The 14,865-nt window shown below is 45.2% G+C and carries 12 protein-coding genes and 3 tRNA genes; 12 read left to right on the forward strand and 3 right to left on the reverse strand.

Going from position 1 to position 14,865, the window contains the following annotated elements:
- Positions 1 to 4 precede the first annotated feature (4 nt).
- The 4 genes from B5D20_RS10350 (at position 5) to B5D20_RS10365 (ending at position 3,592) form a co-directional block, all read left to right on the forward strand.
- Positions 5 to 1,228 carry an NAD(P)/FAD-dependent oxidoreductase gene (locus B5D20_RS10350; RefSeq protein ID WP_078666161.1) on the forward strand — a complete coding sequence of 408 codons (1,224 nt, stop codon included), beginning with the start codon at positions 5 to 7 and terminating at the stop codon, positions 1,226 to 1,228.
- A 29-nt stretch (positions 1,229 to 1,257) separates the two neighbouring features.
- The gene (locus tag B5D20_RS10355) at positions 1,258 to 1,875 is read left to right on the forward strand and encodes a hypothetical protein (protein ID WP_078666162.1); all 618 of its coding nucleotides are present in this window, start codon (positions 1,258 to 1,260) and stop codon (positions 1,873 to 1,875) included.
- Positions 1,876 to 1,900: 25 nt separating this feature from the next.
- Positions 1,901 to 2,248 (forward strand): ASCH domain-containing protein, encoded by a 348-nt coding sequence (locus tag B5D20_RS10360; RefSeq protein ID WP_078666163.1) that lies wholly within the window; start codon positions 1,901 to 1,903, stop codon positions 2,246 to 2,248.
- 117 nt (positions 2,249 to 2,365) lie between these two features.
- Positions 2,366 to 3,592 carry an MFS transporter gene (locus tag B5D20_RS10365; RefSeq protein ID WP_078666164.1) on the forward strand — a complete coding sequence of 409 codons (1,227 nt, stop codon included), beginning with the start codon at positions 2,366 to 2,368 and terminating at the stop codon, positions 3,590 to 3,592.
- 38 nt (positions 3,593 to 3,630) lie between these two features.
- Here B5D20_RS10365 and B5D20_RS10370 read toward each other — a convergent pair.
- From B5D20_RS10370 to B5D20_RS10380, 3 genes are all read right to left on the reverse strand, one after another.
- Positions 3,631 to 3,718: transfer RNA gene (locus B5D20_RS10370), tRNA-Leu, on the reverse strand.
- A gap of 6 nt (positions 3,719 to 3,724) precedes the next feature.
- A tRNA-Cys gene (locus B5D20_RS10375) sits at positions 3,725 to 3,799 on the reverse strand.
- 13 nt (positions 3,800 to 3,812) lie between these two features.
- Positions 3,813 to 3,887, reverse strand: a tRNA-Gly gene (locus B5D20_RS10380).
- Positions 3,888 to 3,994: 107 nt separating this feature from the next.
- Here B5D20_RS10380 and B5D20_RS10385 point away from each other — a divergent pair.
- The 8 genes from B5D20_RS10385 (at position 3,995) to hslU (ending at position 14,779) form a co-directional block, all read left to right on the forward strand.
- Positions 3,995 to 5,890: a PrkA family serine protein kinase gene (locus B5D20_RS10385; RefSeq protein WP_078666165.1), complete on the forward strand. Its 1,896-nt coding sequence runs from the start codon at positions 3,995 to 3,997 to the stop codon at positions 5,888 to 5,890.
- Positions 5,891 to 5,904: 14 nt separating this feature from the next.
- A complete protein-coding gene (gene yhbH / locus B5D20_RS10390; RefSeq protein WP_078666166.1) occupies positions 5,905 to 7,062 on the forward strand; it encodes a sporulation protein YhbH in 1,158 nt (385 codons plus the stop codon).
- Between the two features lie 2 nt (positions 7,063 to 7,064).
- Positions 7,065 to 8,414, forward strand: coding sequence for a SpoVR family protein (locus B5D20_RS10395; RefSeq protein WP_078666167.1), 1,350 nt, complete (start codon positions 7,065 to 7,067; stop codon positions 8,412 to 8,414).
- A gap of 83 nt (positions 8,415 to 8,497) precedes the next feature.
- Positions 8,498 to 9,460: a DNA-processing protein DprA gene (dprA, locus tag B5D20_RS10400; RefSeq protein WP_159071886.1), complete on the forward strand. Its 963-nt coding sequence runs from the start codon at positions 8,498 to 8,500 to the stop codon at positions 9,458 to 9,460.
- 10 nt (positions 9,461 to 9,470) lie between these two features.
- A complete protein-coding gene (gene topA / locus B5D20_RS10405; RefSeq protein WP_078666169.1) occupies positions 9,471 to 11,528 on the forward strand; it encodes a type I DNA topoisomerase in 2,058 nt (685 codons plus the stop codon).
- Positions 11,529 to 11,539: 11 nt separating this feature from the next.
- Positions 11,540 to 12,850 (forward strand): FADH(2)-oxidizing methylenetetrahydrofolate--tRNA-(uracil(54)-C(5))-methyltransferase TrmFO, encoded by a 1,311-nt coding sequence (trmFO, locus tag B5D20_RS10410; RefSeq protein ID WP_078666170.1) that lies wholly within the window; start codon positions 11,540 to 11,542, stop codon positions 12,848 to 12,850.
- A gap of 5 nt (positions 12,851 to 12,855) precedes the next feature.
- Positions 12,856 to 13,392 (forward strand): ATP-dependent protease subunit HslV, encoded by a 537-nt coding sequence (hslV, locus tag B5D20_RS10415; protein ID WP_278308210.1) that lies wholly within the window; start codon positions 12,856 to 12,858, stop codon positions 13,390 to 13,392.
- A gap of 4 nt (positions 13,393 to 13,396) precedes the next feature.
- Positions 13,397 to 14,779 carry an ATP-dependent protease ATPase subunit HslU gene (gene hslU, locus B5D20_RS10420; RefSeq protein ID WP_078666172.1) on the forward strand — a complete coding sequence of 461 codons (1,383 nt, stop codon included), beginning with the start codon at positions 13,397 to 13,399 and terminating at the stop codon, positions 14,777 to 14,779.
- Positions 14,780 to 14,865: the final 86 nt, after the last annotated feature.

A 14,865-nucleotide genomic window follows, 5' to 3' on the forward strand; every position in this document is an offset into this window, starting at 1 on the left:
GACAATGGCCTGTTTACAGCGAGAGATCGTTATTGTCGGCAACAGCATTGCCGGGATTACTGCTGCCCAGGAATTGAGGAGGCTTGTTCCCTGGCGGAAAATCACTATCTTGACTGCTGAGGCAGAGGGCGGATTTTATAGTAAACCGCTATTAACCTACTTTCTGGCTCAGAAAATTCAGTCTGAACAAATCTATATTAAAACGGCTGCGGCCATAAAGGAACAGGGGATTGAACAAATTACCGATTATAAAGTACAGGCTATTGATGTTAACCGGCGACTGATAGTTGATAAACAAGGAAAGGAAATCCAGTATCAAAAGCTATTGATTGCCAGTGGGGCTGACCCTGTGGCTATTGACTTGCCTGGCGTCGAACTCAAAGGTGTTACCCCATTACGTACATTGGAACATCTACAAATCATCAAAGCTAGATTACAGCAAACCCAGAAATGCGCTATCATTGGCGGGGGATTGGTGGGCCTTAAAACTGCCTGGGCTTTGCGGGAACTGGACAAACAGGTAAGCATGATTATTTCCTCCAGTTATCCTTTTTCCCAGGGCCTGGATAAAAGAGCAGGTGAAATCCTGGCAGCTCATTTGATTGAACACGGGATAGAGCTAATTTTCGGGGACAACCCGGTCGCCTTCACTGGCAGTCCAGAACAGGGCCTAACCGCTCTGCAGACGGCCAGGGGCAGAACATTGCCAGCAGGACTTGCGGTTATCGGTAAGGGAGTTAACCCCAATAGCGATTTCCTTGGCCGGGAAAAAGGCATACCGGTTAACCAATTTCAGGAAACAGAGTACGAAAATATCTATGCTGCCGGGGATGTGACCCTGGCCAAAGAAAAAGTTACCGGGAAACTGCGTAACCTGGCCCTTTGGCCGGTAGCAGCCAGACAGGGTTTAATTGCTGCCAGAAATATGGCCGGGTATAAAACAGCCTGGGATGATTATCAACCGGGCAATTCTGCTCATTTTGGCAGTTTGCGGCTGATTACCGGCGGACTTTCACCTTTGACTCCAGCTGAGGCTGAGGTGGAGGTTATAAAAGATAGGGGGAAAGAATACCAGAAGCTTGTTTTCCTTGAAGGAACCCTGGCCGGATTTATTTTGCTTGGAGCATCGGCCCGGATTGCCGGACCTCTTTCCTGGGGTCTAGGGAGTTGGAAAAAAGCGCAAGCACTGGACTGGTTCAGCAGGAAAAAAGCTGTTTTTGTCGAATAAAAAACAAAAAACAATTTGGAGCTGAGATTATGCAAATTCGCTCAAGGATTTTGGCCGGAATGATGTTGTTCCTGCTTTTAAGTGGTTGCGCTAAAGGTAGTACTATTTCCGGATATGACCAGAGCTGGCTGGCAGCTGATGCCAGAGAGGGATTGCAGGCTGCCTGGGAGAGGGATTATCGCCTCTTGAGCATTGTAGCAGGCAATATCAACCGGTTACGCAGTTCTGACCAGCCCGCCTGGATTCTCGGAAAAGCTACGGGAGCACTGGAAGCTTTTATTTATACTGAGGAACAGGAATATCAACGTTTGGATGAAAACCGTAATATTAGCGTGGAGATAAAAAAAGAGCTGGTTACTCCCGGGCTTTTAAGTCAGTTGTTGCAAACCAGAGCGGTACTAACCCACATTAAACAGGATATATTTGAACCCTGGAGCCAGAGCCTTCTGACCAATCAAGCCTTAACGGTAGAACAGGAAAAAACAATTGAGCAAACAAAAGAATTATTGCAAAAACTTACTGATATATATGAAAAACTGGCAGATGAATGGGAAAAAATGAATGGTAGCCAGAGACAGGAATTAGTACAGGAGTTAGGGCAGGTACAGGAACAACTGCAAAAATTGAGTTATCCCCGCAAGGGTTAAGATTGGCAGAGGGAGGCGATAGTGGGTGCGGGCGTTGAATTTCTATTCTTCCAATTACCATGGTCATCTGTTATGTCGCAAGAAGAATTGTACCATCAGACTGGGAGACAAGAGAGAGAAATATAGTGAAGGTGATATCGTTTGGATTACTGCCGGTAATCGCTTTGAACCCCGCAAAAAAGTTTTTACTGCTGTCCTGGACAGAGTAATTGTCAAAAAACTTTCAGAGTTAAATGAAGATGATTTAAAAGGAGAAAGTCCGGATATTCGTTCTCTGGATGATGTAATCAAGTATCTTTCTGAGATTTACAAACGTCCAGTAGAAAAGGATGAAACTGTTACAGTCATCTATTTTTCCGAAATTCTCGAGTAAGAGATAATTCCTCCGTGAAAAGGAGGAATTTTTTTCTTTGACATTTTATTCCTTCTATTATATAATAAATAATGGTTTTGTAAATCGTAATGTAATAACCGGGGAGATGCAGATTTTATGAATTTTACTGCTTTTTTATCTGAAAATCGTAATTTTCGGTTTTTATGGTTAAGTCAGCTGATATCAGCGCTGGGGGACTGGATTAGCTATGTCGCTTTAACTCTTTTTGTAATTGACAGGTATTCCAATTCCGTACAAGCCCTTGCCTGGATTACCCTTAGCAAGACCCTGGCCATTCTGTTTTTTGGGCCGCTTGGTGGGGCAATGGCTGATCAACACAACCGGAAAAAATTGATGGTCATTGCGGATTTATCCCGGTTTTTCCTTACTCTTTTGTTGCTTTTTTCCCCTCCCCTCTGGGCCTTAACATTGATAGTTTTTGCCTTAAATATTTTATCGTGCCTGTTTACCCCGGCCTATTATGCTATTATCCCTGAACTGGTTGAGGAAAAAAATCTGCTGGCTGCTAATAGCATTAATGGTGTTACGGCAAACAGTGTCTGGCTGCTGGGGACTTTAATTGGTGGTGTCATGGTTGCTGCTATCGGCTACCGATGGGCCTTTTTATTTGATGCTTTGAGTTTTCTTTTATCAGCACTTTTTCTGGCTTTCATTAACTATCGTTCGCAGAAAACGGCTCATTTTTCTTTGCTTATGCCTTTTCAGCAAACCTATCAGGGCCTGCGGGAAATAAAAAAATCACCACCGCACTTAATCATGTTTGCAGTGGTGTTTGGCTTTTTCCTGGCCGGTGGTTTTTATAATTTTGTCCAGCCCTTGATAATTCGCAAGGAACTGGGACTGGCTGAAGTTTACTACAGTTACGCTCTTGCCCTCACTGGCGGACTGATGATTTTAACCTCTTTTTTACTGGGGAAATATGGTCAGAGAGTTCCTAGACCATTACTGGTACAAATTAGTGTCCTGCTGGGCGGGATAGCTTTTATACTGCTGGGCTGGCAGATCAACTGGGCAACTGTAGTGATTGCAGCTGCTCTGGTCGGAATATCCAATTCCTTTGGCGGCCTGGGCATGCGAACATTTATGCAGGAAATAACACCTAATGAGCTCAGGGGCAAAGTTTTTGGTTTGATCGAACCAATTATCAATAGCGCCATGGCAATTGCTGCGTTTGGTGGCATGGTAGTATTGAAGGGACTGGGCTATAACTGGCCGCTAAAATTAAGCGGGATCTTCCTGATTTTAGTCTTGTTTTTGGCGATCGCATTAAATAGATATAATAATTTACAATCTGATTTAAGTCAGCAAAATATCTCTGCATAAAAGAGAAACCCCTGCATTTGCAGGGGTTTTTGACTTATTGGTGCCGAAGGCGAGACTCGAACTCGCACGTGGGGTAACCACGCCAGATTTTGAGTCTGGTGCGTCTGCCAGTTCCGCCACTTCGGCAGGATTTGGAGGCGGCGGTCGGAATCGAACCGACGCATATCGGTTTTGCAGACCGCTGCGTTACCACTTCGCCACGCCGCCATATTTAAGAAAATGGAGCGGAAGACGGGATTCGAACCCGCGACCCTCGCCTTGGCAAGGCGATGCTCTACCACTGAGCCACTTCCGCCTGCGAAAGATAGTATAAACTATCAGTAAAAAGAAGTCAAGTAGATTTAGAATTCTACATATATATGTAACACCCAGGGGGTTTTGGGAGGAAAGGAGGCGACCTCAATGGATTTTTTACAAAAACTGGAATTATATCGACAGCAGCAGGAAGCTTTGGCCTGGGAAGGCACCTTCAAAGACTATTTGCAGCTAGTCAAAGCAAGACCTTATATTGCTCAGCTTTCCCATGCCAGAATCTATAACATGATTAAAGATGCTGGCATTGAAGAGGAAAATGGGGTAAAAAAATACAAGTTTTTTGCCGAAGAAATTTTTGGTTTGGAAAAAACCCTGGAGAAGCTGGTAGAGGAATATTTTCACTCAGCAGCGCGACGCTTGGATGTGCGTAAGCGCATTTTGCTTTTAATGGGGCCTGTCTCAGGGGGAAAATCAACGATTGTAACCATGCTCAAAAAAGGCCTGGAAAAATATTCGCGCACTGATAGAGGGGCGTTATACGGGATAAAAGGTTGCCCCATGCATGAAGAGCCATTACACCTGATTCCGGAAGAACTGCGCCCGGACTTTGAGCGGGAATATGGGGTTTATATCGAAGGTAACCTCTGTCCTGTTTGCCGTTTGCGTTTACAAACGGAATTCAACGGACAGATCGAATTGATGCCGGTAGAAAGGGTAATTTTTTCCGAGGAAAACCGGATTGGCATAGGTACTTTCACACCTTCTGACCCCAAATCCCAGGATATTGCTGACCTAACAGGCTCCATTGACTTTTCTACGATTACTGAATATGGTTCTGAGTCTGATCCCCGGGCTTATCGCTTTGATGGTGAGCTGAACATTGCCAACAGAGGGATCATGGAATTCCAGGAAATGTTAAAATGTGACGAAAAATTCCTCTGGAACCTGTTGAGCCTATCACAGGAAGGAAATTTCAAGGCCGGCCGCTTTGCTTTAATTTCGGCAGATGAAGTTGTAGTAGCTCACACAAACGAAGCTGAGTATAAAGCTTTTATCAGCAATAAGAAAAATGAGGCTCTGCAGTCCCGGATTATTGTCATCAGGGTACCTTATAATCTGAAAGTTTCAGAAGAGGTCAAGATCTACGAAAAATTAATTCGCAACAGTGATATGAAACATATTCACATTGCTCCCCATGCTTTACGGGCAGCTTCTATTTTCTCTGTGCTCAGCCGCCTGAAAGAATCCAAGAAACAGGGAATGGACCTGGTCAAGAAAATGAAGCTTTATGATGGAGAAGATGTAGAGGGATTCAAGCAAAAAGATGTAACTGAACTGCTGAATGAGAATCCTGATGAAGGGATGAGCGGGGTTGATCCGCGTTATGTAATTAACCGAATTTCCAGTGCGCTGGTGACCAAGGATACAACCTGTATCAATGCTCTTGATGTACTGCGGGCTCTTAAAGATGGACTGGATCAGCATCCATCCATTACCAAGGAGGAAAAAGAGCGGTTGATCAATTTCATTGCCATTGCCCGGCGGGAATTTGATGAGATCGCTAAAAAAGAAGTGCAAAAGGCTTTTGTCTATTCCTATGAAGAGAGTGCCAGAACCCTGTTCCAGAACTATCTTGATAATGTAGAGGCCTATTGCAATGGAGTAAAATTAAAAGATCCCATTACTGAAGAAGAACTAGATCCAGATGAGAAATTGATGCGTTCCATTGAAGAACAGATCGGGGTTTCGGAAAATGCCAAGAAAAGTTTTCGGGAGGAAATCCTGATTCGCCTTTCCAGTTATGCCCGGCGGGGAAAAACTTTTGATTACAACAGTCATGAACGCCTTAAAGAGGCTATTGAGAAAAAACTCTTTGCCGACTTGAAAGATGTAGTTAAAATTACAACCTCTACCCGTACTCCCGATGCGGAACAGCTAAAGCGTATTAACCAGGTATCCAAGCGCCTCATTGATGAACACGGGTATTGCCCGGTCTGTGCCAATGAATTGCTAAAATATGTAGGAAGCTTACTTAACCGGTAACGGGAGGGGGTAATATGACATCGATTATCTCCCGGGACGATTGGTCACTGCATCGCAAAGGGTTCCTTGATCAACAAAGACATCAGGAGAAGGTAAAGGAAGCTATAAAAAACAATCTGGCAGATATTGTTAGTGAAGAAAGCATCATTATGTCTGATGGTAAAAAGATAATTAAAGTTCCCATTCGCTCCCTGGATGAATATCGTTTCCGCTATAATTTTAACAAGCAAAAGCATGTGGGCCAGGGTAAAGGAGACAGTAAAGTCGGTGATGTTTTGGGGTCAGATGTGAAAGCCGGCAAAGGCCCGGGTAAAGGCCCGGGCGCCGGCGATCAGCCTGGGTTTGATTATTATGAAGCAGAAGTAACGGTAGATGAGCTGGCAGCATTGATTTTCGAAGATCTGGGACTACCCAATCTGGAACAAAAAACGGCACCAGAGCTGGAGAATGTGAAATATCACTTCAATGATGTCCGCAAAGTGGGTATTACGGGCAACCTGGATAAGAAAAGAACACTTCTGGAGAATTTGAAACGCAATGCATTAAAGGGAATTAAAGGAATTGGCAAAATCAGCAAAGATGACTTGCGATTTAAAACCTGGGTGGAAAAATTTGGGTATCACGCCAATGCAGTAGTCTTGGCTATGATGGATACTTCCGGGTCAATGGGGCCCTTTGAAAAATACATTGCTCGCAGTTTCTTTTTCTGGATGGTGAAGTTTTTGCGTACAAAATATAAAGCGGTAAATATAGTGTTTTTAGCCCACCACACTGAGGCTAAAGAGGTTACAGAAGACGAATTTTTTACTAAAGGCGAATCAGGGGGTACGCGCTGTTCCTCGGTGTATAAACTGGCCCTGGATATTATTGAAAAACGCTATAGTCCCCAGGATTATAATATTTATGCCTTTCATTTTTCGGATGGCGATAATCTGGCTTCAGACAATGAATTGTGTGTCAAGTTGTTACATCAGCTGGCAGAACAATGTAATATGGTTGGCTATGGAGAAATTGTCGGGCCCTATTACCGGCATAGCACTCTATATTCTGTTTTTAAGCGGATTAACCATCCTCGTTTTGTAGCTGTAACCATAAAAGATAAAACTGGTGTCTATCCAGCCCTGAAAGCTTTTTTTGGACCCCAGGCTGATATGGCACAAAAGGGGGGGTAACGGTGGCAGATAAACAGGAAATCAAAGCTCTGCAAAAAGCTATTAGCGAAATCGAAGCCATCGCCCTGGATTTTGGTCTGGATTTTTTTGATATGCGTTTTGAAATTTGTCCTGCCGATATTATCTATACTTTTGGAGCATATGGGATGCCTACCCGCTTTTCCCACTGGAGTTTTGGCAAGGCATTTCACAAGATGAAAACTTCCTACGATTACAACTTGAGCAGAATTTATGAACTGGTAATCAATTCTAACCCCTGCTATGCTTTTTTGTTAGAGGGAAACAGTTTAGTGCAAAATAAAATGGTAATAGCCCATGTCTATGCCCATTGCGATTTTTTTAAAAATAACCGCTGGTTTGCCAGAACAGATCGCCAAATGGTGGACATTATGGCTGTGCATGCTCTGCGGATTGCCGACTATGAATTTCATTATGGTTTTCGGGAAGTGGAGAAATTTCTTGATGCTGTTCTCTCTATTCAGGAGCATATTAATCCACACCAGATTAAGGAGAAAGACGGCAGGCCTGTCAAAGAAAAAAAGCCAGAGCCTGCTGGGTCCTATGCTGATCTCTGGCAACTGGATAGCAGAGAAATACAGGACCAAGAAGAGGAGGAGGAAAACAATAAGAAGCTGCCGGAAAAAGATTTGCTGAAATTCATTATGGAAAACTCATTGGATTTAACGGACTGGCAACGGGATATAATTGCTATGATTCGCAGTGAAATGTACTATTTCTGGCCCCAGTTGGAAACTAAAATCATGAATGAAGGCTGGGCTACTTTCTGGCACGTCCGGATTATGCGGGAATTGGCTCTAACCGAAGATGAGGCTATTGAATTTGCTAAACTCCATGCTGGCATCAGCCAGCCTAATCCCTATCATATCAATCCCTACCTGGTAGGCTGGCGCATCTGGGAACATCTGGATAAAAAATACGGCCGGGATGAGCTGTTTCTGATCAGGGAAGTGGATCATGATCAGTCATTTTTGCGAAATTATTTAAATGAAGAGCTGGTGGAGGAACTGGACCTTTATCTTTATCAAAAGGTGGGGCAAAACTGGCAGATAACAGAGAAAAAATGGGAACAAATCAGGGATAATCTGGTCTTTAGCTTGAATAATTGTGGATTTCCTTATATAGAAGTGGTAGATGGGGATTATAACAAACGGCATGAGCTGTATCTCTTACACAGGTATGAAGGAATTGAGCTGGATACAAAATATCTGGAAAAAACCTTGCATTATGTCAGTTTCCTCTGGGGTCGACCGGTACATCTGGAGACAGTTATCGACAATAAACGCGTTCTTTTTACCAGCGATGGTTTCAGAAGCAGCAAGCGATTATTGTGATTGCTTGACTTTTCAAACTATCTTATTTATAGTGGAAGCAGTGAAGTTGCAGGAATTCTATGGTAATGAGGAGTCAAAAAGAGATGGATAGGCGTCAATTGAAGCTGGCCCTGGTCTACCAGCTGGGACCAGCCAAAGCCATCAATTACTACTATGCTCAGGGACAAAAAATCAGCTTCCGGTTGGAGTGTGACCCTTCTACCCTGATGGAAGAACTACAACTGCAGGGGATCTGGTGGGTAACTGATGAAGATGAGGAATATCCTGCGGCTTTGCGGGAATTGCATCAGCCGCCCCTTCTTCTTTTTGGCCAGGGGGACAAGCAAGTTTTAAAGAAACCCATGATTTCCGTGATCGGCAGCAGAAAAGGTACCGAATACGGGCGACAGGTGGCAGTGCAGGTTAGTAATCAGCTGGCCGCCCGTGGCTATGTAGTGGTTTCAGGGCTGGCCTATGGCATAGACAGCTTTGCTCACCAGGGAGCTCTGCGTTCTGGTCTGACCATTGCGGTCCTGGGCAATGGGCTGGGACGCATATATCCAGCTGCAAACCGGTCCCTGGCGGAGAAAATTATAAACAGGGGCTGTTTATTGTCCGAATTCTGGCCGGGAACAGAGCCTAAACCCTGGCATTTTCCCATGCGCAACCGCATTATTGCTGGTTTAGGTCAGAAGTTGATTGTGGTTGAGGCAGCAGAAAACAGCGGTACCTTGATTACTGTAGATTACGCCCTGGAACTGGGACGGGAAGTCTGGGCGGTCCCTGGACCCATTACCAGTATATATTCTAAAGGAACCAATAACCTGATAAAACAGGGAGCCATGCCGCTTTGTGACCTGGAGGATCTGGATTTACCGCCGGTAAAGGAAAATACTGCAGATTCAGAACTCCCGACCAGAATTTTATCCTTAATTAACCGGGGCTTTACCGATGCGGTAGCTTTGGCCCGTGAACTCAATTTGAATCTGGATATAGTCATGGCGGAATTAACCAGAATGGAACTGCGTGGACAGGTTATTCGTTTTGGCAACAATTTTTGGGCGTGAGGTGTTGATTGTGGCAAAAACCCTGGTGATCGTTGAATCTCCAGCTAAAGCAAAAACTATCAACAAGTTTTTGGGCAGAGGTTTTAAAGTAGCAGCTTCCATGGGACATGTACGCGATTTGCCGAAAAGTCAGCTGGGAATAGATGTGGAAAAGGATTTTGCTCCTAAATATATCGCCATCAGGGGTAAAGGGGATTTGATCAAATCCCTCAAAGCTGAGAGCAAAAAAGTAGATCAAGTTCTGCTGGCTACTGACCCGGACCGGGAAGGGGAAGCCATTGCCTGGCACCTGGCTAACTTGTTAGAACTACCTCCTGAAGCCAGGTGTAGAATTGAATTTAATGAAATTACCAAAGCAGCCATTCAAAAGGCCGTAAAACAACCACGCCAGCTGGACTGGCATCGCATTGATGCCCAGCAGGCCCGGCGCGTACTGGACCGTCTGGTGGGTTATTCCTTGAGTCCATTTCTCTGGAAGAAGATCAAAAAAGGGCTTTCAGCCGGACGGGTGCAATCTGTTGCGGTGCGGTTGATTTGTGATCGCGAGGAAGAGATTCGCGAGTTTGTTCAGGAAGAGTACTGGAGCCTGGAAGCCATTTTTACTGAACCAGGGCAGACTCATAAACTGGTAGGGAAGCTGGTACAAATCGGTGACCAGAAAGCGGAAATTAAAAATCGGGAAGAGATGGAAAAAATCCTGGCGGATCTGGCCAGTATCCAGCAGGTTCAGGTAACAGCAGTGAAGAAGAAAGCCAGGTTGCGTCAACCGCCTGCTCCCTTTACTACCAGTACACTGCAGCAGGAGGCCAGCAAAAGGCTGAATTTTTCCACCCGCAAGACTATGCAGCTGGCTCAGCAGCTGTATGAAGGGATTGAACTGGGAAAAGAGGGAGCTGTCGGTTTAGTCACATATATCCGAACCGATTCGGTCAGGATTGCAGAAGAGGCACAGCGAGAAGCGGCGGATTATATCAAAACCGAATTTGGCAATGCTTACCTACCGGAAAAGCCGCGACAATTCGCCAGCAAAGGTAAAATTCAGAATGCCCATGAAGCTATTCGGCCTACTTCGATGAGCAGATCGCCGGAAAATATCAAGCAGTTTTTGACCAGAGATCAGTACCGGCTATATAAGCTGATCTGGGATCGTTTTCTGGCCAGTCAGATGGCTCCAGCTCAGCTGGAAACAACCAGCATCGATGTAGACATATCACCATATTTGTTCCGTATTACCGGTACGGTGGTGATTTTCCCCGGATTTATGAAAATTTATCAGGATGAGGAGAAGGAAGAGGAAAAACAGATTCCCCCTGTATTTGAAGGGCAATGGCTAGAATTAAGAGAACTGAAACCGGAACAGCATTTTACCCAGCCACCACCCCGTTACACAGAAGCTTCTCTGGTTAAGACTTTGGAGGAACTAGGGATTGGACGTCCATCAACCTATGCTCCGACCATCGAAACCATTCAGAAACGGGGCTATGTTACCAGGGAACAAAAACATTTTTATCCTACCGAACTGGGACAAATGGTAGTGGAGTTATTAAAACAGTTTTTCCCGGATATTATTGATGTGGAATTTACTGCAAAAATGGAAGAGGATCTGGATAAAATTGAAGAAGGGGAAAAGCGCTGGGTAGATGTAGTCCGTAGTTTTTATGAGCCTTTTCGAGAAGAATTGCAGCAGGCGGAAATAAAAGCTGAAAAAATTGTGGTAGCGGATCCGGTGGTTGAGGAAAAATGCCCTAATTGTCAGGCTAATCTGGTGATCAAAACCGGGCGTTTTGGTAAATTTTTGGCCTGTCCTAATTTTCCGGAGTGCCGTTTTACCAAACCCTTGCTGGAGGAAACGGGGGTATTGTGTCCTCAGTGTGGTGGTATGCTGGTGAAAAGGCGGAGCAAAAAAGGAAGAACCTTTTTTGGCTGTGTTAATTATCCGGAATGTGATTTTACGGTTTGGAACGAACCGGTACCGGAGAAATGTCCCCAGTGCTCTGCGCTAATGGTGAGAAAAAGCAAGAAAATAGCAGAGTGTATTAAATGCAAAACTAAGGCCCAGGTATCTTAGGAGGAAAGAAAGTGGCTACGATACAGGTTATTGGAGCGGGATTAGCTGGTTGTGAAGCCGCCTGGCAGGCGGCGAATCTAGGTGTAAATGTGGTTTTAAAGGAAATGCGGCCGTCTAAAATGACACCGGCCCATCATACCGGTTATTTTGCTGAGCTGGTTTGTAGTAACTCTCTGAGAGGCAATGCTCTGGAAAATGCTGTGGGTTTGCTTAAAGAAGAGATGCGCCGGCAGAACTCTCTCATAATGCAGGCGGCGGAAAAATATCAGGTGCCGGCTGGTGGGGCCCTGGCGGTCGATCGGGAGGGCTTTTCCCGTTACATAACGGAAACCATTCATAAACACCCCCGGATCACTGTTATTCAGGAAGAAGTAACCGCAATTCCGGAGGAAGGGATTGTGATTCTGGCTTCGGGGCCGCTGACTTCTGCTGCCCTGGCAGAGGCTATTCTGAAGTTTACCGGGGAAGATTATTTGTATTTTTTTGATGCCGCAGCCCCCATCGTAACCAGGGAATCCCTGGATTTCAGCAAGGTGTTTGCTGCTTCCCGTTATGGCAAGGGGCAGGGGGATGAATATTTGAACTGCCCACTGGACGAACAACAATATCTGAGATTCTGGCGTGAGCTGGTAGAAGCAGAGAAAGCACCGGTAAAGGATTTTGAAAAACAGATTTTTTTTGAAGGCTGTATGCCGGTAGAAGTGCTGGCAGCCCGGGGGGAAAAGACATTGCTCTTTGGGCCCATGAAGCCTGTAGGACTTATTGATCCCCGTACCGGTAAACAGCCTTATGCAGTGGTACAGTTGCGTCAGGATAATGCCGAAGGGACCCTCTATAACCTGGTGGGTTTCCAGACTCACTTGAAATGGGGGGAACAGGAAAGGGTTTTCCGCTTGATTCCCGGGCTGGAAAAGGCGGAATTTGTCCGTTATGGTGTAATGCATAGGAATACTTACATAAATTCCCCCAGAATTTTATTACCTACTCTGCAAACCAGGAAAAGGACGACTTTGTTTTTTGCCGGGCAGATTACCGGGGTCGAGGGATATGTAGAATCAGCGGCAGCGGGCTTAATTGCCGGTACCAATGCGGCCCGTTTGGCCATAGGACAAGAACCGCTGGTCTGGCCCCGGACCACTGCCCATGGGGCATTGATTCATTATATTACCAGTGCCCGGCCGGATAATTTTCAACCGATGAACGTAACCTATGGCCTTTTTCCGGCCCTTGCAACCAGGATAAAGAACAAGAAAGAAAGAAATCTGGAACTGGCCAAACGGGCCCTTGCGGATTTGGAGCAGTTCCGCTACCGATGGGGGTGATTGGTTTGTTAAAGGGAACGACGATAGCCGCTGTCCGTAAGCAAGGGATTACTGCTATGGCCGGTGACGGGCAGGTAACTTTCGGCAATGCCATGATTATGAAACACCAGGCCTGCAAAGTGCGGGAACTTTATGGTGGTAAAGTGCTGGCCGGTTTCGCCGGTTCGGTAGCTGATGCCTTTACCCTTTTTGAAAAGTTTGAGAGCAAACTGGAGGAATTCAGGGGAAATTTAACCAGAGCTGCTGTCGAGCTGGCCAAAGAATGGCGGCGGGACAAAATCCTGATGAAACTGGAAGCCATGATGATTGTGGCTGATTTGCAACAAATACTGATAATCTCCGGGAACGGTGAAGTGATTGAGCCTGATCAGCCATATATAGCTATTGGGTCAGGAGGCGCCTATGCAATGGCAGCCCTGAAGGGTTTGTATCATCATTCCGCACTGCCTGCAGATAGCATGGCAGAAGAGGCTTTAAAAATCGCTGCCTCTCTCTGTGTATATACCAATGAGCATATTACTGTGAAGCGGATAGGGGGGTAAGACCGTGCAGGAACTGACTCCTAAACAGATAGTACAGGAACTGGATAAATATATAGTGGGTCAGCATAAGGCTAAAAAAGCTGTGGCCATAGCACTGCGCAATCGGATTAGGCGGAAAAGGCTGCCCAGAGAACTTCAGGAAGAAGTGCTTCCTAAAAATATTATTATGATCGGTCCAACCGGAGTGGGTAAAACCGAAATAGCTCGTCGGATTGCCAAACTGGTGAATGCTCCTTTTGTTAAAGTGGAGGTTACGAAATTTACGGAAATCGGTTATGTTGGCCGGGATGTAGAGGCAATGGTAAGGGATCTGGTGGAAACGTCCATTCGTATGGTCAAAGAAGAAAAAATGCAGGAAGTGGAAGAACGCGCCTATGAACTGGCTGAGGAGCGGTTACTGGACATAATTGCCCCTCGAACTCAGCAAAATTTGAACCGCAAAAATCCCTTCGAATTGTTTTTTGGTAGCAATCAGGAAGAGCAGGAACCGGTACAGGTATCAGAACAAGATGAACTCCAGCGGGTTCATCAGCGCCAGTTACTAAAAGCAGGCAAGCTGGATAATATGCTGATTGAAATCGAAATCGAAGAAACTAACCGCCCGGTGGTGGAAGTTTTTTCGGGAAGCATTGAGGATATGGGTTTGAATATTCAGGATATGCTAAGCGGCTTCCTGCCCAGGAAGAAGCGAAAACGGAAAGTAACTGTAGCGGAAGCGAGAAGAATATTGATGCAGGAAGAGGCACAGAAACTCATTGATATGGATGAAGTGATTGCAGCAGCGATTGAGCGAGCAGAAGAAACAGGAATAATTTTTCTGGACGAAATTGACAAGATTGCAGCCAGGGAACAGACTGGTGGGCCAGATGTGTCCCGGGGTGGGGTTCAGCGGGATATATTGCCGATTGTGGAAGGTTCAACCGTCATGACCAAATATGGGGCCATCAAAACAGATCACATGCTCTTCATTGCTGCTGGTGCCTTTCATGTTGCGAAACCATCGGATTTGATTCCAGAACTGCAAGGAAGATTTCCAATCCGGGTTGAATTAGAACCATTGAGTGAACAGGATTTTTTACAAATTTTAATTGAGCCGCAGAACTCATTAATCAAGCAATATACAGCTTTACTGGCTACAGAAGGCATAGAAGTTAAATTCTCTGAAAATGCCCTTGCTGAAATAGCGAAAATAGCTTATACTGTAAATGAAGAAACAGAGAATATCGGGGCACGAAGATTACACACTATTTTGGAAAAAGTTCTGGAAGATATTGCCTTTGCCGCTCCGGAAACTGAGGAAAAACATATTACTATTGATGCCGAATATGTCAGAAAAAAGCTGGCTGATGTGGTGCAAAATCGGGATTTGAGCCGATATATTTTATAAACACTATTCTTTGGAGGGACAGCAGGAATGGAAGAGATGGAAATACTTTTAGAGAAGACGAGGAAGATCAACCGACTTTTACAGAA

The sequence above is a fragment of the Carboxydocella sporoproducens DSM 16521 genome, assembly GCF_900167165.1.
In the GTDB taxonomy this organism is placed as follows: Bacteria; Bacillota.